The organism is Flagellimonas flava (assembly GCF_050617915.1).
In the GTDB taxonomy this organism is placed as follows: Bacteria; Bacteroidota; Bacteroidia; order Flavobacteriales; family Flavobacteriaceae; genus Flagellimonas; species Flagellimonas flava_A.
The window spans coordinates 160,001-179,573 of record NZ_JBODQE010000003.1; the positions used below are offsets into that span (position 1 = coordinate 160,001).

A 19,573-nucleotide genomic window follows, 5' to 3' on the forward strand; every position below is an offset into this window, starting at 1 on the left:
ATTGTGTTGTAGTTAGTTGAATTTGCAGCTACTAAGATATATAAATAGCGGAGAACTTTTTACCCCTTTATTTTGACGTCTATAACAACTAACAAGGTACTTGAAGTCAGTGTGAACTAAAAAACTCCAAGGCTCTGGCTTCGGTATAGGTAGTTCCGTTCTGACCCCAAAAGCCGACATGTCCTCCATGTTTGGGAATTTCCAAATGGATGTTTTGGTTCTGTTCGGCTTCCGCATAAGGGTAGCATTCTGGGCCCAAGAAGGAGTCATCAGCAGCATTAATGATCAGGCTGGGAACTTGAATGGAAGGTAAAAATTGCAGGCAACTGCACTGGGTGTAATAGTCAAGTGCATCTTTAAAATCATGTGCCCTGCTGGTGTAGATGTCGTCAAAATCCTTTAGGGTCTTTATGGCCTTTATATCCACATTGGAAATTAAATGGGGAAACATTTTTTGCTTTTGCCTGAGCTTGGCAATCAAGTGTTTTTTAAATCTTTTGGCGTACAGAATATTTTCAAACGTCAATAGCTTTTCGCATGAACTTTGCAAACTGCAAGGTACAGATACAGCCACGGCAGCTTTGACTTCCATTGGAATCACATTGCCCTCTCCCAGATATTTGAGCGCCAGGTTACCGCCAAGACTAAATCCCTTTAAGTAAATATCCTCATAGTTCTTTGTTGATATTATATGATCAAGAACTTCTTTCAAATCTTCAGTGGCCCCGCTATGGTACGATCGATATTTTGAATTGGGTTCCCCACTGCACCCCCGATAATTAACTGCACAAGCATCAAATCCTTTAGTGTTGAACAGCTTGGCGCTCCCCGTGATATAGGGCCGTTGGGCATCCCCTTCCAAGCCATGCAACAAAACCACCAGTTTTTGGGAAGTATTTGGAGCAAAGCTCCAGTCCAAATCCAAAAAATCCCCATCAGAAAGTGTTATCCGCTCCCTCTTTTGGGCAACGCCTTTCACTATTCTAAAAAGACCATTGTAGATAGTGGCCAAGTGCCCATTTCTAAAAAAAAGCGATGGCTTATAAGTGGAGGAAACCTGCGGCATTAATACAGAATATTATGCATAGGTTGGATTTTTGGAGGCAGGTTTTGTTCATCCAACATATCTCTAAGGTCAATTTCGATGGTCCGGCATAAGGCAGTCATGGGAACATCATTAATACGTCCTTCAAAGGGATCCTCGCTGTTACTGCCCACACTCTCCATGGTGGAGAAAATCCAGGAAATTAGAATGGAAAAAAAGATCATCAAAACAATATACCACCAATTGTTACCTACTTCCAATTCTTTAAGTTCCGTAGCAAATACGTTCAATAAACCAAAAGGGAGTAGCAGTAAAAATATCCAGGTAAAAACGGTACTGAAATAGGCATATTGTCTGGGAAATGGAGTGTTTTTGATTCGTTCACACTTGCCTTGCAGGTTATACATTTCCTCCAAATTGCCATGAAAGATTTGTTTGTCGAATTCGGTGATTTTGCCTTCGGCCAACAACTTTTTTAGATGGAGGCCCTGTTTTTTCACAAGATGCGTGGCAACGTTTTTCCTATTTTCAATGGAATCCACTTCCTGGGGTCCCAATAAATGATCCATTCCACTGCAAACAGGATTTCTTTCGCCATGGCGATCAAACAATCGTTCCACCGCTCGATTTTCTTTTTTGGAAAAGCTGGTAGGTTGCCGTAATTGGATACGCAAAGCGTTGATCCAAGCAATATGCCTATGGATAAGAACAATTTGGGCATCGCGGTCGTTTTCCACCAGACTCAAAACGTTGTTGGCCCAAGTTCTTGAATAGTTTACGATACCGCCCCATATTTTTCGGGCTTCCCAAAAGCGATCATAGCTCTGGCTATTTTTAAAACCGATGTAAAACGCAACAGCAATACCTATTACCGAAATGGGCTCAAAGGGAATATCGATATGGGTCCAGTTCAAAAAATAATAGAGATAAAATACAATGGAGGCGTAGACGGTAAAGAAAATTAACTTTCTCCAGGCAAACCTTAAGATAAGCGCCCAGCCTATGTTTCTTTTAATGTACATATTTCTTCAGATGGTTTTTGGTCTACCCAAAATACAAAAGAAAAGTAAGAAATGCGCTTAGTACTTGGGGTAGCGCTCCAGCAATTGGGCCTGTTCTTCAATAGCGGTTTTAAACTCCGATTTTAAAGTTGACACAAGTTCCGAAACGGGAAGTACGTTGTCAATCGTGGTAACCCCGTGCCCGGCAGACCAGATGGTCTTCCATGCCTTGGCTTCGGTATCCAGTTCTTTCCCGAAATCAATTTTGTGGTCTTTTTTCAAATCTTCCTCAGAAATGCCAGCGGCTTTTAAACTGGCGGCCAAAAAGTTGGCATGCACACCCGATATGGCTGCCGTATAAACCACATCGCTTGACCCCGCTTCAATGATCATCTTGCGGTATTCTTCCGGAGCCTTGCTTTCTTCCGTATTGATAAAACGCGTACCCATATAGGCCAAATCGGCTCCCATTTGCATGGCGGTGGCAATATCCTTGCCTGTACTGATGCAGCCGGAAAGGATAATGGTTTTGTCGAACATTTTTTTCACTTCTGCCACCAGACTCATAGGGTTGATGTTTCCAGCATGTCCTCCAGCTCCTGCTGAGACCAAAATAAGCCCGTCCACGCCTGCTTCAGCCGCTTTTTCGGCATGCCTTTTTTTAATGATGTCATGAAATACCAGACCGCCGTAGCTGTGAATGGCATTGACCACCATGCTTACCGCACCAAGAGAGGTAATGACCAAGGGAACCTTGTGTTTCATGCAGAGTTTCACATCGGCCTCCAATCTAGGGTTGGTAGGATGCACAATTAGATTAACCCCAAAAGGAGCGGGCTTTTTACCCGTTTCCTCTTCAAATTTTTTGAGTTCCGATTTAATTTCGATGAGCCATTCCTCAAAGCCTTCACTGGTTCTTTGGTTAAGAGCAGGGAAAGTACCCACAATCCCATTTTTACAGCATTCAATAACCAATCGCGGCCCGGAAATTAGAAACATGGGTGCCGCAATGGCCGGTAAACTTAAATCTTGGATAAATTCAGCTTTCTGACTCATGATAACTTTCTTGGAGTTTTAAATTTAAGGTTAATTGTGCCTTCAGATGGGATCCATTTCTGAAAAGTATGGTAATTTTACAAATATTATGCATGCATAACAAATAATCAGCCTATGTTTTTTAAGGAGTTCGAGGTACGCTGGAACGATTTGGATGCCAACAGGCATTTGGCCAATTCGGCTTATATCAATTTTATGAGTCACACCCGAATGTCTTACATGACCAAAATTGGCTTTGGGCACAAGGAGTTTGTGAAATATAGCATAGGCCCAGTGGTGTTTTATGAGCATATCTACTATTTTAAGGAAGTCTTTCCAGGAAAGCCCATTAAGGTTTCTTTGGAACTCAAGGGCATGAGCGAGGATGGTATGTTTGTGGAATTCCATCACAATTTTTACGACAGCAATGGAAAACACCTCTCGCATTGTGAGATGCTTTTTTCTTGGATCAATATGGAAACCCGAAAACTCACGGCACTTCCAATTGAAGTTTTGGAAGTTTTCAAAAGTCAGGAAAAAGCAACAGATTTTAGGGTGTTGACCAAGGAGGATACCCGAAAGTATGCCAAAGTGCCTAAGGACCTGTCTTAGGTTTTCTACTGGCCAAATATACTCCCAAAAGCACCAAGACCGTAGCTAGAATTTTGACGGTTGTCAATTGGTCCTTGCCGGAGAAGAGTGCAAAAAGGATACCTATAAGCGGCTGTAAATATACAAAGGCACCTACCGTAGAGGCTCTCAATTGGGTAAGGGCAAACACATTAAATAGATAGGTCATAAAGGTAGTCCCGATAACCACAAAAGCGATTACCCCATATACCCACAGGGGTAGAGTAGCCCATTCAATTTGGGAATATTCCGGGTAGGTCACTGGAAAGGCGATTACAAAACCGATGGTGAAAAGCCATTTCATCAGGGTAAGGGGATGGTACTTTTCAAGCAGCTTTTTTACCAAGATCAAATAAGAACCATATACCGTTGCGTTCAGTACAAAAAGTATGTTGCCCAGGGGAATATTGGGTGCATCTTGTCGGATTTCAGCCCCAAATAAAATCAAACCCAAAGCCCCAACAAAACCAAGGAAGATTCCCAATCCCTTGTTCAAAGTCACTTTTTCCTTAATGAACAAGGCCGATAGCACCACCACAATAATGGGGGTGATGGTCACCAGCACCGAGCTGTTAATGGGAGTGGACAATTGCAATCCTTTGAAAAAGGCCAGCATATTAATGGCCATCCCCAAAAGTGAACATGCCAGAATATGGAGCCAGTCCTTTTTTTCAATACGCTGCTTGGGTCCCAAAAACGAAATGGCCCAAAATAAGATGGAGGCACCCCCCAAGCGCAACATGATAAACCCATATGGACCCACGTAGTCGGGCATGGCTCCCTTGGCTATGGTATGGTTAAGACCATAGATGGTGGTAGCCCCCAAGGCGGCCAATAAAGCTAGGGTGCGTTTGTTCATGAATGTAGCGCGGCTTTGGCGGCTTCTACCACCTTTTTGGAATTCCCAACAAAAATTTGATTCTCCAAGAGCAATACCGGTCTTTTTAGAAAGGTATAATGCTCCAAAATCAGATTTTTGTAGTCTTCTTCCGTGAGCTTTTGTTCATGAAGACCTCTTTGCCTGAACAACATGGCCCGTCTGCTGAAAAGCGCTTCGTAACTCCCGGCCAATTGTGCCATCTGTTCAACTTGCTCAGCGGTCATGGGTTCCGATTTTATCTCTTGCAGCACAACGCCATCCAATGGTTCCAAATCTTTAAGGATACGTTGGCAGGTGGAGCAGCTTCCTAGGTGGTATATTTTTTTCATTTTTCAGAGTTGTGATTCCCAAGAACATGGGAATCCATAATTATCCAATAATTCAATCAAAGGTCGTGCATTTGAAATTAAGACAGCGCAAAATCCACTGCTTTCTGGGCGTGTATTTTAGTGGTATCAAAAGATGGAACCGCTATTTCTTCCGACGGGATAAGAATGGGCAATTCTGTACACCCCAAAATTACGCCTTCCGCCCCTTGGCCAATTAATTTTGCAATGATTTCCAAGCATTGCTTTTTAGACGCTTCTGTAAAGACTCCCTTGACCAGTTCGTTATAAATAATGGATTGCAGGATGTCCATTTCGGCATTGGTTGGAACCAGAATCTCCAAACCAAATTTTTCCTTAAGGATTTTGGTATAGAAGTCTTTTTCCATGGTGAACTTGGTACCTAGGAGTGCCACTTTTTTCAGACCCTTTTTCTCAATCGCCTCTCCTGTGGCGTCCGCAATATGCAGAAATGGAATGGAAACTGAATTGGTGATATGGTCACTCACCAAATGGATGGTGTTGGTGCAAAGCACCACCATATCTGCACCGGCTCTTTCCAATTTTGCGGCCTCATTTGCCATGGATTCGCCAATTTTATCCCAATCCCCTGAAAAGGAAAACTGCTCTATTTCATCAAAATCCACGGAAGTAAGGACGGTTTTGGCCGAATGGGAACCACCCAAGCCTTTCCTAACCATTTGATTGACATGCTGGTAATAAATTTTGGAGGATTCCCAACTCATTCCCCCAATCATCCCAATTGTTTTCATGCTAAATCTACTTTATTTGATTTTTGACCTGTCCTCTGCGCCATCCAGGGTAAAGGACGTAAGAAATTTTGTGATACGTTCATTTAATACTTGTCGGAACGATATCTTGACGGGTTGCTCTATGCAAGTACAGCTAATACAGTTTTCCATACATTTCACATTTAGATATTCATAAATATCGATTTATAAAACAAAAAAATAATACCTTGTTATCAGTATTGCTTAACAAAACTATAAAACATTTACATATTTATATTTATAGATATGTTAAATTTGTGACAAATCCCTGAAATGGAAAAACAATTTGACATCCTCCTAAAGAATCGAATCATCTTCAAGTGCTTTTTGGACCAAACCCCGAAAGAAGATTTGTTTCGAATTCCAAATGGTTTTAAGAACAATATTTGGTGGAACATTGCCCATGCCATGGTCACACAACAATTATTGATTTATAAGCTCAGCGGGGTGGATTTTGATATTGAAGAAGAACTGATAGACAAGTACAGGAAGGGAACTGTACCTGACGGTGTCCCGTCCGAATCCGAATTCAACAAAGTCTCGGAATATATTATTAGTACCGTGGAGCAAATGCAGAAAGACTACGCGGAAGGCTTGTTTACCAATTTTGAATCCTATATAACCACCCCAAAAGTTGGTCTTGAAACCGTAGAGGACGCCATTGCATTTTTAACTTTTCACGATGGGATACATCTCGGGGCGATCTTGGCCATTCAAAAGGTCTTAAGGGCATAAGCTCTAGTTTTTAACCGGTCGTTTCAGATATTTATTGGCTTCCACGAAGGGTATGGTCAGGATTTTTGGGCCATCCGCATAAGAGGCAATCTCATACTGATTGTATATCAACTGTATGCCGTCTTGGGTATAGCCCAGATTTTCAGAGAGATGAAAATGGTCGCCCTCAAACATAAATCCCGTGCCATTTATGTTTGTGTCTTGAGGTACATCTTCCTGGATTCGAAATTTGGTTTCTGCATAGTTTACAAAACCCTCTTCATCATCAAAAAGTTCCCACTGTTCCGCTTCTTGTCCCTTAATTTTATCAAAATTGAGGAAGGTTACGGAGCTATATCCGTGAGCGCCTCCGGTAAAAGTGTATGCATTCATTACCAAGGTTAGAATAGACTTGTCCTCAAAAGCAACATCGCAATTGATCTTGGCTTCCCATCCCACAGTTTCATCGGGAAATTTGTTCTTAAGCTCCTTGAAACTCCCTGAAAAAGAATTGATGGCATCTCCCATTGTTTCGATTTCTTTATCCTCGTCCCAAGAGAGGATGGCTATGACTTCTTCCTCCAAGGCAGTATTAATGGCATCGGCTAAACTGGTTTCATCCAAGGCCTTTGGCAGGGAAATCTGAACCTCTGGGCAATCCCCACATGATTGGCCTTCCAGCTGCTGGGTTTCAAAAGTAAGTTTATGGTCATTTTCGCAACCAAGGGAAAGCAATAAAAGCAGGAGTAGATAAATGGACTTGTTCATTATAAGGGGTTTATGGACTTCAAAAATAAGACTTCATTGATTACTCCAAAAGATAACAATACATTTGCAGCAGACTAATATACAATGAGCAAAAGAGAACTTAATTTCAATAGCAAAACAATTCACGGGGGACAGCAACCTGATAAGGCCTATGGAGCCGTAATGCCCCCAATTTACCAAACATCTACCTATGCCCAATCCACACCTGGCGGGCATATGGGGTATGAATATTCCAGAAGTGCAAACCCAACGAGAACGGCATTGGAAAATGCCCTGGCCAGTATCGAAAATGGCAACTATGGATTGGCATTTGCCAGTGGACTTTCGGCCATGGATGCGGTGATCAAATTACTCAACCCAGGTGACGAGGTGGTATCCACCAACGACTTGTATGGGGGAAGCTATCGCTTGTTCAAGCAGGTGTTTGAGAAGTACGGGATTACCTTCCACTTTATAGGAATGCAGGATCCGGTGGCCATTGAGGACAAAATCAATGATAAAACCAAGTTGATCTGGGTAGAGACCCCTACCAACCCCATGATGAACATCATTGACATTAAATCAGTTTCCGAGTTGGCCAAAAAACACAGCTTACTTTTGGCAGTGGACAACACTTTTGCCACCCCATATTTACAAAGGCCTTTGGACTTGGGAGCAGACATTGTAATGCACTCGGCCACCAAATATTTGGGAGGGCATAGCGACGTGGTTGTTGGGGCCTTGGTGGTTAAGGACAAAGCCTTGGCGGATCAGCTTTATTTTATTCAGAATGCAAGCGGAGCGGTATGTGGACCCATGGACAGTTTTTTGACCCTTCGCGGGATAAAGACCCTGCACGTACGTATGCAACGCCATTGTGAAAACGGGCAAGCCATTGCCGAATTCCTTTTGAACCATCCAAAAATTGAAAAGGTGTACTGGCCAGGTTTTGAGAACCATCCCAATCATGACATTGCCAAATCGCAAATGGATGGTTTTGGTGGCATGATATCCTTTATCACCAAAGGAAGCAGTTATGAGGATGCCATTAAAATTGTGGAAAAATTGGAAGTATTTACACTGGCAGAATCTTTGGGTGGGGTTGAGAGTTTGGCAGGCCATCCGGCAAGCATGACCCATGCCAGTATTCCCAAAGAGGAACGCGAGAAAAGTGGAGTCGTGGACGCCCTGATCAGATTGAGCGTGGGTATTGAGGATGTCAACGATCTTATAGCGGACCTGGAACAGGCGATAGGATAGCCAATTTTGAAAAATTTTCAGAAAAAGGCTATTTGAATTATGTAAATAGTATAATTTTGCCCTCTAATTCCTAATTTGTTAAAATTCTCCGAAATCGAAATCGGGGAAATTAAACTTGAAATCCGTTATATGGAAGCAAAAATCAAAGCATTTATGGATGAGGTGATTGCCCGAAATGGACATGAACCTGAGTTTATCCAAGCGGTACAAGAGGTAGCCGAAACGGTTATCCCTTACATTGTCAAACACGATATTTATCATGGCAAAAATATCCTTTTGCGGATGGTGGAACCAGAGCGTTTGATATCCTTTCGCGTGGCCTGGGTTGACGATAGTGGAGAAATTCACGTAAACCGGGGATACCGAATTCAAATGAACTCGGCCATTGGCCCTTATAAGGGAGGACTTCGTTTCCACCCAACGGTGAATGCCAGTGTCCTAAAGTTCCTTGCTTTTGAACAAGTATTCAAGAACAGTTTGACCACACTTCCCATGGGAGGTGGTAAAGGAGGTTCGGATTTTGATCCGAAGGGGAAATCGGATGATGAGGTCATGCGTTTTTGCCATGCCTTTATGCTGGAATTGAACAGACATATTGGCCCCAATACAGATGTTCCTGCAGGGGATATTGGAGTGGGCGCCCGTGAAATTGGATTCCTATTTGGGATGTACAAAAAGATACGAAACGAGTTTACCGGGGTATTGACGGGGAAAGGTCGTTCTTGGGGTGGATCCCTGATCAGACCGGAAGCTACTGGATATGGAACCGTATACTTTGCAGATAGCATGCTCAAGACCCAGAACCAGTCCTTTGAGGGAAAAAAGGTTGTGATTTCCGGTTCAGGGAACGTGGCCCAGTTTGCCGCTGAAAAAGTGATGCACTTGGGCGGAACGGTATTGACACTTTCAGATTCTGGAGGATATATCTATGATAAGGAAGGTATTGATGAAGACAAATTGGCCTTCGTCATGGATTTGAAGAACAACCGAAGGGGAAGAATCTCCGAATATGTGGATAAGTACCCATCAGCAGAATACCATAAGGGCAAAACGCCTTGGGAAGTAAGCTGTGATGTGGCTTTACCTTGTGCCACACAAAACGAGCTGGATGGGGATGACGCTGCCACCTTGATCAAAAATGGTTGTATCGCTGTTGCGGAGGGGGCAAATATGCCTTCTACTCCTGAAGCCATACACGCCTTCCACGATGCCAAAATTTTGTTTGCGCCTGGAAAAGCTTCCAACGCTGGGGGTGTTGCCACTTCAGGATTGGAAATGTCACAGAACTCCTTGCGTATTAGCTGGACAAGGGAAGAGGTTGATGAACGCTTGAAAGGAATTATGGGAGATATCCACGATTCCTGTATCGAGTTTGGTAAAGAAGAAGATGGCTACTGCAACTATGTTAAAGGAGCCAATATTGCTGGATTTGTGAAGGTAGCCGATGCCATGTTGGCCCAGGGGGTTATCTAAACACAGATTCTAATTCCATAAAATCAGAGTGGGCGGTTGTTGGTCAATCGCCCACTTTTTTTATATTGGACCAATCCCGTTTTTCAAATGCAGGTAACCACCAAGGCCATAGTACTTTCTTCCTTAAAATATGGCGATACCAGTCTTATCGTTAAGGCCTTTACGGTGTCCGATGGTTTAAAATCCTATCTGCTCAAAGGAGTGCTCAACTCCAAAAGGGGAAAGTTGAAAGCCGCTTATTTTTTACCCTTGATGCAGTTGGAGATTGTGGCCAACCACAAAAACAAGGGCACCTTGGAAAGCATCAAAGAGGTAAAAGTAGCGGTGCCTTACAAGACACTTCATACCGATATCATCAAGAACAGTTTGGTGCTTTTTTTGGCTGAAATGTTGGGAAATAGCATTCAAGAACAAGAAGAGGACAAGGCGCTTTTCAATTACTTGGAGTACACCTTGCATTGGTTGGATGAAAATACTCCCCCACCCAGTTTTCATCTTTTGTTTTTATTGAACCTCACTAAGTTTTTAGGGTTCTATCCCGATACTTCCTTTTTAAAGGCTCCCTACTTTGACTTATTGGAAGGGAGTTTTGTCACAGCTCCTTCCCTTAACCCTATGATCCAGGGAGATGAAATTGTCCATTTCAAAACACTCTTGGGCATAAATTTTGATGCACTTCAAGCGATACAAATGAACCGGCACCAAAGACAGGAATTGCTAAAAAAAGTTATTCTGTATTTTGAATTACATTTGCACGGATTTAGAAAACCGAAGTCTCTGGCCGTTTTAAATGCAGTTTTTGAGTAGTATGCGCAACATTGGTTTTGTCCTCCTTTTCCTTATGGCCTCCCTTTCTGGTTTTTCGCAAGAAATCACTGTTTTGGATGCTGATACAGGAAATCCTGTGGCCAATATTGCCATCTTTAATAAGGACAAATCCAAAACCTCGGTTTCCAATTTAAACGGGAAGGCCAACCTGGATATTTTCGATGGTAAGGAACGCATCACCTTTAGACATATCAGTTATGAGGAGCTGGTGACCACCCGGGCTAAAATTGGGAAAAAGGGAAACCGCGTGTATCTGGGATTGAAACCTGAAGAATTGCAGGAAGTGGTCATGTCCGTATCCAAATGGGAGCAACAAAAAAAGGATATTCCCCAAAAGATTGAATCCATTGATGCCAGAACCATAGCCTTTACCAATCCGCAAACCTCTGCCGATTTGCTGCAAAACAGCGGGAAGGTTTTTGTGCAGAAAAGTCAATTGGGTGGAGGGAGTCCCATGATAAGAGGTTTTGCCACCAACAGATTATTGCTTTCCGTGGATGGCGTACGGATGAACAACGCCATTTTTCGAGGCGGAAACATACAGAATGTTATTTCGGTAGACCCCTTTACCATCAGAAATACGGAAGTGATTTTTGGCCCTGGATCGGTAATTTATGGAAGTGACGCTATGGGAGGGGTCATGAACTTTTTTACCAGAAACCCCAGATTTTCATTTACGGACAGTCTTACCGTATCTGGTAACGCCACATATCGCTTTGCAACGGCCAATAACGAGAACACGGCACATGTGGATTTGAATCTGGGGCAACAACATTGGGCATCTTTCACCAGTATCACCTACAACAATTTTGATGACTTGGTTATGGGAGAAAGCGGGCCAGATTCCTATTTAAGGAACCAATTTGTGGTTAGGGAAAACGGAATGGATGTGCTTCGGGAAAATAACGATCCAAGAAAACAGTTGACATCAGGATATGATCAAATCAACTTATTGCAAAAATTCACCTATAAACCCAATGCCACTTGGAACTACGATTTGGGACTTCATTACTCGGAAACCTCGGAGTTTTCCAGATATGACAGATTGATCAGACCTAATGATGAAGGTGATGGACTGCGTTCAGCTGAATGGCAATATGGCCCACAAAAGTGGTTTATGGGCAATTTTCAAGTCACCAAGCAGGGAAAGAACAAATTTTATGATGGGGTAAAGCTCACTACCGCCTACCAGTTTTTTGAAGAAAGCAGGATAAATCGGAATTTTCAAGCTGTAGACCGATTTACCACAACGGAAAAGGTGGATGCACTTACCGTAAGCCTGGACTTTGAAAACAAAAAAATTGGAGACCTCAGACTGTACTATGGTGCAGAATATATTTTCAACAAAGTACATTCCGAAGGAAGCCAGACCAATATTACAACCGATGTAATTTCGGCTGCGGCCTCCAGATATCCCGATGGGGCCACTTGGCAGACCTTTGCTGGCTATATTAACGGGGAGTATAAGTTGATGCCCAATTTTACCCTGCTTTCAGGGGCTCGGTATAGCCAAGTCTGGGTGGATGCCCAGTTTGACAAAACCTTTTATCCCTTTCCATTTGATGAGGCTGATTTGATTACGGGAGCGCTTACGGGTAGCGTGGGATTTAGCTGGTTTCCAAAGGCCGATTTACAGATTACCTTGAATGGTTCTACCGGATTTAGAGCGCCCAACATTGATGATATTGGAAAAATCTTTGATTCTGAACCAGGAGCTGTGGTGGTTCCCAACCCTGAATTGGAACCCGAATATGCCTACAATGTGGAATTGGGGATTCGGAAAAATGTACAGGATAAAATAGTGTTCAAAGGAGCTGCTTTTTATACCTATTTGGTTGATGCCTTGGTAAGACGGGATTTTACCTTCAACGGAGAAAACGAAATCATATACAATGGGGAATTGAGTACCGTCCAAGCCATTCAAAATGCTGCGAAAGCGTATGTGTATGGGGTGGAAGTGGGCCTTGAGGCATTTTTAAATGAGAACTGGGCCATTGCCAGCAATTTGACGATTACCGAGGGCACGGAGGAAGATGATACTGGGGAGGAAAGTGCCGCTCGGCATGCCGCTCCCACTTTTGGAGATGTCCACTTGATTTGGCAAAACCAAAAGTTGAAAGCCGACTTTTTCCTCAACTATAACGGTGAAATAGGGTATAATGATTTAGCCTTATCCGAACGGAGCAAGTCCTATATTTATGCTGTGGATGAAAATGGAAACCCATATAGTCCATCTTGGTACACCCTTAACTTTAGGTCGCAGTATCAAATAACCAATGCCTTAAAAGCTACGCTAAGTTTGGAGAATATGACCAACCAGCGCTATAGAACCTATTCCTCAGGAATTGTTGCCCCAGGCACAAATTTTATCATGGGGTTGGGTTATAACTTCTAAAATAAAAAAGCCCCGATTAATCGGGGCTGAGTATTTGGTTGGAGCTTGATTTTTAATGATCCAAAGCCTCTTTGGTATCTTCCGCCGCCTTTTTCAGGTCATCTCCCATTTCTTTTGCTTTGTCCATGGTTTCCTCACCAGCTTTTTTAATGCTGTCCAAGGCTTGCTCACCAGCTTCCTTCACATCTTCCCCAGCCTCCTTCACGGCATCCATGGCATCATTGGCGGCATCTTTTAAGTTGTCGCCAGCTTCTTCCAAGCTTTGTTCCGTTTCTTCAGCTGCTTCCTTAGCCTTGTCTGCGGCCTCTTTGCATGATACCAAAACGGACATGGACAGGGTCAAGGCCATGACCCCAATTACTACTTTTTTCATATTATAATGGTTTAGTGTTAAAGCTGTCAAGATATAAATTTTAAAAGAACTGGATTAGCGCAGCATATCATATTTAGGTTAAGCAACTTAAAGCATTTAAAACACTCATTTAAGCAACAGTTATTCCATCTAAATTTTTAATTTTGCAAACTTGGAATTCTAGAAGAAGTAGCAGTACATATGAAGTTTGCGGAATATAAGGGATTGGATTTACCTAAGGTGTCCGAAGAGGTTTTGGATTTTTGGAAAACCAACGAAATATTTGAGAAAAGTGTTTCCACAAGGGAAGGTAAGGAAAGCTACGTTTTTTACGAAGGCCCACCCTCTGCCAATGGGATGCCCGGGATTCACCACGTTATGGCAAGGACCATAAAGGATATTTTTCCAAGGTACAAGACCATGAAAGGCTACCAAGTAAAGCGTAAAGCTGGTTGGGATACCCATGGATTGCCCATTGAGATTGGCGTTGAAAAGGAATTGGGCATTACCAAGGAGGATATAGGCAAAAAAATCTCGGTTGAAGAGTACAATGCTGCTTGCAAGAAAGCGGTGATGCGCTATACCGACGTCTGGAATGAAATGACCGAGAAGGTTGGTTATTGGGTAGATATGGATGACCCCTATATCACCTATAAGTCCAAGTATATGGAATCGGTTTGGTGGTTGTTGAAGCAGATATACGACAAGGGTCTTTTATATAAGGGATACACCATTCAGCCTTATTCACCCAAGGCAGGTACGGGATTAAGCTCGCATGAGCTTAACCAACCGGGCACCTATCAAGATGTTACTGATACCACGGTTACGGCACAGTTCAAGGCCAAAAAAGAATCGCTACCCAATTTCCTGAAAAATGTAGAGGGAGACATCCATTTTCTGGCTTGGACCACTACCCCATGGACCTTACCATCCAATACAGCATTGACCGTAGGGCCAAAGATTGAGTACGTTCTGGTAAAGAGTTTTAACCAATACACTTTTGAGCCGATTAACGTGGTGCTTGCAAAAGCCTTGGTTGGGAAACAATTTGCAGGAAAGTTTTTTGAAGCCGAAAGCGAAGATGACTTTGCCAATTACAGCTCAGGAGACAAAAAGATACCATATCAAGTAGGTCAAAGTTTTATAGGGAAGGATTTAGTGGGAATCCAGTACGAGCAGTTGTTGGATTATACCCTACCTTATGAAAATCCTGAAAATGCCTTTAGGGTAATTAGCGGGGATTTTGTGACTACCGAAGACGGTACCGGAATAGTGCATACCGCTCCCACCTTTGGTGCGGATGATGCTTTGGTGGCCAAACAAGCCACACCGCCTGTGCCGCCCATGTTGGTTTTGGATGAAAATAACAACCCAGTCCCATTGGTAGACCTACAAGGAAGGTTTAGACCCGAAATGAAGGAATTGGGAGGCAAATACGTCAAGAACGAATACTATGACGATGGTGAGGCACCTGAAAAATCGGTGGATGTCGAGATTGCCATCAAACTAAAGGAAGAAAACAAGGCCTTTAAGGTTGAAAAATATCTGCACAGTTATCCCAATTGCTGGAGGACTGATAAACCAGTACTTTATTATCCATTGGATTCGTGGTTTGTGAAGGTTACGGATATCAAGGATCGTATGTTTGAGCTGAACCAATCCATTAATTGGAAACCCAAGGCAACAGGCGAGGGTCGTTTTGGGAACTGGTTGGCCAATGCCAACGATTGGAACCTTTCCCGATCAAGATATTGGGGGATTCCTTTGCCCATATGGCGAACGGATGATGGCAAAGAAGAATTGATGATTGGTTCTGTTGAAGAGCTAAAACAAGAAATGGCCAAGGCCATGGAAGCCGGGGTTTTGGAGAAAGACCTTTTTGAGGATTTTGTGGTAGGCGATATGAGTGAGGCCAACTACGAAAAGATAGACCTACACAAAAACATTGTAGATCAGATTACCTTGATGTCTCCTTCTGGGAAACCCATGAAACGGGAATCCGATTTGATTGATGTTTGGTTTGATAGTGGTTCCATGCCTTATGCACAATGGCACTATCCTTTCGAGAACAAGGAACTGGTGGATGACGGAGTCGCTTTTCCAGCTAATTTCATTGCAGAAGGGGTCGATCAGACTCGGGGATGGTTTTATACTTTGCACGCCATCGCAACCATGGTCTTTGATACCGTTTCCTATAAAAATGTGGTATCCAACGGGCTTGTACTGGACAAAGAGGGCAAAAAAATGTCCAAACGATTGGGCAATGCTGTTGATCCCTTTGAGGTATTACCCAAGCATGGGGCAGATGCTACGCGTTGGTATATGATTTCCAATGCCAACCCTTGGGACAATCTTAAATTTGATATTGAGGGAATAGTTGAGGTAAAACGTAAATTCTTTGGAACACTTTACAACACCTATTCCTTTATGGCGCTGTACGCCAATATAGATGGGTTTACGTACTCCGAAGCAGACATTCCATTGGAAGAGCGGCCAGAAATCGATCAGTGGATTCTGTCGGAGCTGCATTCGTTGATTGAAAAAGTGGATGAAGCTTATGCTGACTATGAGGCTACAAAGGCTACCCGAATGATTTCTGACTTTGTACAGGAAAACCTGAGTAACTGGTATGTACGTTTGAGCAGAAGACGTTTCTGGAAAGGGGATTACCAACAGGATAAAATTTCTGCTTATCAGACCCTGTACACCTGTTTGACCACGGTGGCTAAACTTTCTGCTCCTGTGGCCCCATTTTATATGGAGCGTTTGTACAAGGATTTGGACAACAGTACCCAAAAAGAAGGGGTTGAAAGTGTGCATTTGGCAGATTTTCCTGTTTTTGACCCCAAAATGGTCAACAAAAAACTGGAGCGCAAGATGCAGCTGGCACAAAAGATCTCATCTTTGGTGCTGTCCATACGTCAGAAAGAGAAGATTAAGGTACGTCAGCCTTTGCAAAAAGTGATGATACCTGTTTTGGATGCTGACCAAAAAGAAAGTATTGAAGCGGTCTCTGAGTTGATCAAGTCCGAAGTGAATGTCAAGGAGATTGAATTGTTGGATGATGCTTCAGGAATTTTGGTAAAGCAAATAAAGCCTAACTTTAAAGTTTTGGGCCCTCGGTTTGGCAAGGATATGAAGGCGATTGCGGCAGCTGTAAACCAGTTGGGCCAGGAAGAAATCCAAAAAATTGAACGAGAAGGCGAATTAATGCTTGAATTGGAAAATAAAAGTATTATTTTACAGTTAACCGATGTAGAGATCAGTTCGCAAGATATTGAAGGTTGGTTGGTGGCAAGCTCAGGTGCTTTGACGGTTGCCTTGGACGTTACCATAGACGAAAACCTTAAAAAAGAAGGTATTGCGAGGGAATTGGTCAATAGAATTCAGAACCTTAGAAAAGAATCTGGGTTTGAAGTGACAGATAAGATTGACATCAAAATATTGAAAGACGGTTTGGTGGAACAAGCGGTTTCCAGTAATGAGGAATACATCAAAACAGAAACGCTGACTGCCCAACTTAATTTTGAAGAGAATTTAGAGGAAGGCATAGCAATTGCCTTTGACGAAGTGAATACAAAATTGTTTATCCAAAAACACTAGAAATGGCGCAAGATTTAAAAGTTAGATATTCTGATAAAGACCTTGAGGAATTCAGAGCGTTGATCGAGGAAAAAATTGAAAAGGCGAAAAAGCATTTGGAGTTGCTGAAAAGCTCTTATATGAATGATGGCAATAATGGTACGGATGATACTTCCCCCACTTTCAAAGCCTTTGAAGAAGGCTCCGAGACCATGAGCAAGGAAGCCAATACCCAGTTGGCCATTCGTCAAGAGAAGTTTATCCGCGATTTAAAAAACGCTTTGTTGCGTATAGAAAATAAAACCTATGGAATTTGCCGGGTCACTGGCAAATTGATCAATAAGGAACGACTAAAGCTTGTTCCCCATGCCACCCTGAGCATTGAGGCCAAGAACATGCAGAAATAGAAAAACGCCTTAGGGCGTTTTTTGTTTATGAGACTCCTGTTCATTTTCTTGGGCTTGTTTGGATTGTCCAGTCTTCATGGGCAAAAGGAAATCAATAAAGCTCTGTTGGATTCGGATATTGAATTTATCCAGATCAATGCTGATTTCTGCTATCAGGTTTCCCTTCAAACAGCCAAAACGGATGAAGTTTATGTTGCTGCCCATATGGAAGGTGAATATGCCAAGGATTTACTACTAACCTTGGAAGAAAAGGGGGCAACCATGTTAATCGGAGCTGGATTTCATCCCAACTTTACCAATCCCAACGATAAATTGAGCGCCCATAAGGTAATCTCCATTGCTTTGGAGATTGTTGTCCCGGAATATAGGAATGTGTCCCTTTACGGCACCAGCAGCAATGTGGATGTCCTTGGGAGCTATGAAAAATTGGAAGTAAAATTGGCGAACGGAACATGTAGGTTGGACAATGTGGGGGAATATGTGGATGTCAAAACCCAAAAAGGGGATATTCTGGTAAGGACATCCCAAGGAGATTTTCAGGCAGCATCCACCTATGGACAGGTTATAAAAGAGGAAATTCCCAAAGGAAGTAACCAGTACATTTTAAGCACAGTGGAAGGCACCATACAACTTAAGAAAACAAAATAATATCCCTACTTTTGCGCAATCTCTTTTTGAAGGTATGAATCTAAAGAAGTCCCTAATAATCATTGTGTTGGTCTTGATCATAGATCAAATCAGCAAAATATATATCAAGACCAATTTCCTGTATGAACAGTCACACGAGATTTTTTCGTGGTTCAAGATTTATTTCATTGAAAACTCCGGAGCGGCCTGGGGAACCAAACTCAGCGATTTTCTTCCAATATCGGAATCTACCGGAAAATTGATCTTGACCATTTTTAGACTTTTTGCCATATCTGGAATTGGATATTGGCTTTGGGATATTATAAGAAAGCAATCGCCCAAAACCTTGATTTTGGCCGTGTCGCTGATTTTTGCCGGAGCGGTAGGGAATATTATAGATTCGGTTTTTTACGGTGTTATATTCAACGACAGCCATGGCCAAGTAGCCACCCTTTTCTCGGATGATCCCTATGGCAAAATATTTCATGGAAAGGTTGTGGACATGCTATATTTTCCCTTGATTGATAGTACCTGGCCTGATTGGGTTCCGTGGGTTGGTGGCAACCGATTCCGTTTTTTTGAGCCCGTTTTCAATATTGCCGATACCGCTATAAGTACGGGTGTAGGTGTCCTGATTGTTTTCAACAAAAAAGCTTTCCCTAAAAAGCAGAAGGACGAAACTTCAGACTAGAATTTATAGATTTTCTCTGGCGTGATGCAGTAATCCAGAGCCACATCATTTTCATGGACATCCTGGATGGAATTTTCGGCCTCAAACAAGGACAGGCCAATTTTAATGGTTTTAGCGTTGCACTTTCGGAGGAAGGTATCATAGAACCCCTTCCCGTAGCCCACTCGGTTTCCCTTAAGGTCAAAGGCCAACAATGGCACAAACACCACTTCTATTTTATTTTCTGGGATGGGGATTCCGTCTATAGGTTCTGGAATTTTCCATTTGCTCAGTTTAAGTGTGGTACTGTCGGTAAGGAGATAATTTTCCATGGAATTGTTGGAAACTACTTTGGGAACAACCACATTCTTGTCCCGGCCTTGGAGTAGGGTGATTAGCGGTAAGGTGTCAACTTCTTGGTTAGCTTCGATGCTTAGGAAAGTATGGAAATAAAAAAAATCCCAAATCGGGATTTCTAGTACATGATTTGCTAGAATGATACAGGACGCTGAGATTTGTTCCGGACTCATGTCCAATCTCAGGTTTTTATACTTTTTTCTTAGTTCATGTTTCAACATTGAATGTTGAAAATTTTGGGGTTGGGGGTTCTGGGGGATTTGGTTTATTCTCTAGTTGAAACTGAGAAAAAGATTTTGAAAAACAGCATCAAAATCAAATACATTCCCAAAACGATAACATAGTTCTCCATCGAATTGTTTTTATACGGTTAAATGTAGGTAAAAGAATTGGAAAAATCACCATGAAATGCACTTTTTATCGATGAACAGCATCATTTTTAGCAACAGTTTA

General features: G+C 42.5%; 19 protein-coding genes. 10 read left to right on the forward strand and 9 right to left on the reverse strand.

All coding sequences use genetic code 11. The features are described from left to right. Positions 1-106: 106 nt before the first annotated feature. The 3 genes from ACRHOZ_RS09305 to ACRHOZ_RS09315 are packed head-to-tail and all read right to left on the reverse strand — an operon-like array spanning position 107 to position 3,102. The gene (locus tag ACRHOZ_RS09305; protein ID WP_431124959.1) at positions 107-1,066 is read right to left on the reverse strand and encodes a YheT family hydrolase; all 960 of its coding nucleotides are present in this window, start codon (positions 1,064-1,066) and stop codon (positions 107-109) included. Next, positions 1,066-2,067, reverse strand: a complete 1,002-nt coding sequence (locus tag ACRHOZ_RS09310; RefSeq protein WP_431124961.1) for a bestrophin family protein — start codon at positions 2,065-2,067, stop codon at positions 1,066-1,068. Before ACRHOZ_RS09310 ends, ACRHOZ_RS09305 begins: the two co-directional genes overlap by 1 nt. 57 nt (positions 2,068-2,124) lie before the next feature. After that, on the reverse strand, positions 2,125-3,102 hold the full coding sequence (locus ACRHOZ_RS09315) for an NAD(P)H-dependent flavin oxidoreductase (protein WP_431124963.1): 978 nt from the start codon (positions 3,100-3,102) through the stop codon (positions 2,125-2,127). 114 nt (positions 3,103-3,216) lie between these two features. Here ACRHOZ_RS09315 and ACRHOZ_RS09320 point away from each other — a divergent pair, with 114 nt between their 5' ends. After that, positions 3,217-3,693, forward strand: a complete 477-nt coding sequence (locus ACRHOZ_RS09320; protein ID WP_431124966.1) for an acyl-CoA thioesterase — start codon at positions 3,217-3,219, stop codon at positions 3,691-3,693. On the opposite strand, the gene ACRHOZ_RS09325 is transcribed toward ACRHOZ_RS09320, so the two are convergent. From ACRHOZ_RS09325 to ACRHOZ_RS09335, 3 genes are all read right to left on the reverse strand, one after another. Further along, positions 3,677-4,570, reverse strand: coding sequence for a DMT family transporter (locus ACRHOZ_RS09325; RefSeq protein ID WP_431124968.1), 894 nt, complete (start codon positions 4,568-4,570; stop codon positions 3,677-3,679). The genes ACRHOZ_RS09320 and ACRHOZ_RS09325 overlap by 17 nt on opposite strands. Next, complete coding sequence (locus tag ACRHOZ_RS09330; protein WP_431124970.1) at positions 4,567-4,920, reverse strand: arsenate reductase family protein; 354 nt, start codon at positions 4,918-4,920, stop codon at positions 4,567-4,569. Before ACRHOZ_RS09330 ends, ACRHOZ_RS09325 begins: the two co-directional genes overlap by 4 nt. Positions 4,921-4,997: 77 nt before the next feature. After that, positions 4,998-5,690, reverse strand: coding sequence for an aspartate/glutamate racemase family protein (locus tag ACRHOZ_RS09335; RefSeq protein ID WP_431124972.1), 693 nt, complete (start codon positions 5,688-5,690; stop codon positions 4,998-5,000). Positions 5,691-5,981: 291 nt separating this feature from the next. Between ACRHOZ_RS09335 and ACRHOZ_RS09340 the strand changes: the two genes are divergently transcribed. Next, a complete protein-coding gene (locus ACRHOZ_RS09340) occupies positions 5,982-6,443 on the forward strand; it encodes a DinB family protein (protein WP_431124974.1) in 462 nt (153 codons plus the stop codon). A gap of 3 nt (positions 6,444-6,446) precedes the next feature. Here the strand turns inward: ACRHOZ_RS09340 and ACRHOZ_RS09345 are convergent, their stop codons facing one another. After that, positions 6,447-7,190, reverse strand: a complete 744-nt coding sequence (locus ACRHOZ_RS09345; RefSeq protein ID WP_431124977.1) for a PdaC/SigV domain-containing protein — start codon at positions 7,188-7,190, stop codon at positions 6,447-6,449. Between the two features lie 84 nt (positions 7,191-7,274). Between ACRHOZ_RS09345 and ACRHOZ_RS09350 the strand changes: the two genes are divergently transcribed. From ACRHOZ_RS09350 to ACRHOZ_RS09365, 4 genes are all read left to right on the forward strand, one after another. After that, a complete protein-coding gene (locus ACRHOZ_RS09350) occupies positions 7,275-8,429 on the forward strand; it encodes a cystathionine gamma-synthase (protein WP_431124980.1) in 1,155 nt (384 codons plus the stop codon). Between the two features lie 129 nt (positions 8,430-8,558). Continuing rightward, positions 8,559-9,902, forward strand: a complete 1,344-nt coding sequence (gene gdhA / locus ACRHOZ_RS09355; protein ID WP_431124983.1) for an NADP-specific glutamate dehydrogenase — start codon at positions 8,559-8,561, stop codon at positions 9,900-9,902. Positions 9,903-9,989: 87 nt separating this feature from the next. Beyond that, positions 9,990-10,709 carry a DNA repair protein RecO gene (recO, locus tag ACRHOZ_RS09360; protein ID WP_431124986.1) on the forward strand — a complete coding sequence of 240 codons (720 nt, stop codon included), beginning with the start codon at positions 9,990-9,992 and terminating at the stop codon, positions 10,707-10,709. Then, positions 10,693-13,125 carry a TonB-dependent receptor gene (locus tag ACRHOZ_RS09365; protein WP_431124988.1) on the forward strand — a complete coding sequence of 811 codons (2,433 nt, stop codon included), beginning with the start codon at positions 10,693-10,695 and terminating at the stop codon, positions 13,123-13,125. Before recO ends, ACRHOZ_RS09365 begins: the two co-directional genes overlap by 17 nt. A gap of 52 nt (positions 13,126-13,177) precedes the next feature. Here the strand turns inward: ACRHOZ_RS09365 and ACRHOZ_RS09370 are convergent, their stop codons facing one another. Further along, the gene (locus ACRHOZ_RS09370) at positions 13,178-13,498 is read right to left on the reverse strand and encodes a hypothetical protein (RefSeq protein WP_431124990.1); all 321 of its coding nucleotides are present in this window, start codon (positions 13,496-13,498) and stop codon (positions 13,178-13,180) included. A gap of 180 nt (positions 13,499-13,678) precedes the next feature. Here ACRHOZ_RS09370 and ileS point away from each other — a divergent pair, with 180 nt between their 5' ends. From ileS to ACRHOZ_RS09390, 4 genes are read left to right on the forward strand one after another with little or no spacing between them, the layout of a single operon-like run. After that, positions 13,679-17,080 (forward strand): isoleucine--tRNA ligase, encoded by a 3,402-nt coding sequence (ileS, locus tag ACRHOZ_RS09375; protein WP_431124993.1) that lies wholly within the window; start codon positions 13,679-13,681, stop codon positions 17,078-17,080. Positions 17,081-17,082: 2 nt separating this feature from the next. Next, on the forward strand, positions 17,083-17,466 hold the full coding sequence (locus ACRHOZ_RS09380; protein ID WP_138837316.1) for a TraR/DksA family transcriptional regulator: 384 nt from the start codon (positions 17,083-17,085) through the stop codon (positions 17,464-17,466). Positions 17,467-17,493: 27 nt separating this feature from the next. Next, a complete protein-coding gene (locus ACRHOZ_RS09385; protein ID WP_431124997.1) occupies positions 17,494-18,114 on the forward strand; it encodes a hypothetical protein in 621 nt (206 codons plus the stop codon). Between the two features lie 34 nt (positions 18,115-18,148). Beyond that, a complete protein-coding gene (locus tag ACRHOZ_RS09390; protein WP_431124998.1) occupies positions 18,149-18,784 on the forward strand; it encodes a lipoprotein signal peptidase in 636 nt (211 codons plus the stop codon). On the opposite strand, the gene ACRHOZ_RS09395 is transcribed toward ACRHOZ_RS09390, so the two are convergent. Beyond that, positions 18,781-19,341: a 5-formyltetrahydrofolate cyclo-ligase gene (locus ACRHOZ_RS09395; protein WP_431125000.1), complete on the reverse strand. Its 561-nt coding sequence runs from the start codon at positions 19,339-19,341 to the stop codon at positions 18,781-18,783. The two genes, ACRHOZ_RS09390 and ACRHOZ_RS09395, sit on opposite strands and share 4 nt — an antisense overlap. Between the last annotated feature and the right edge of the window lie 232 nt (positions 19,342-19,573).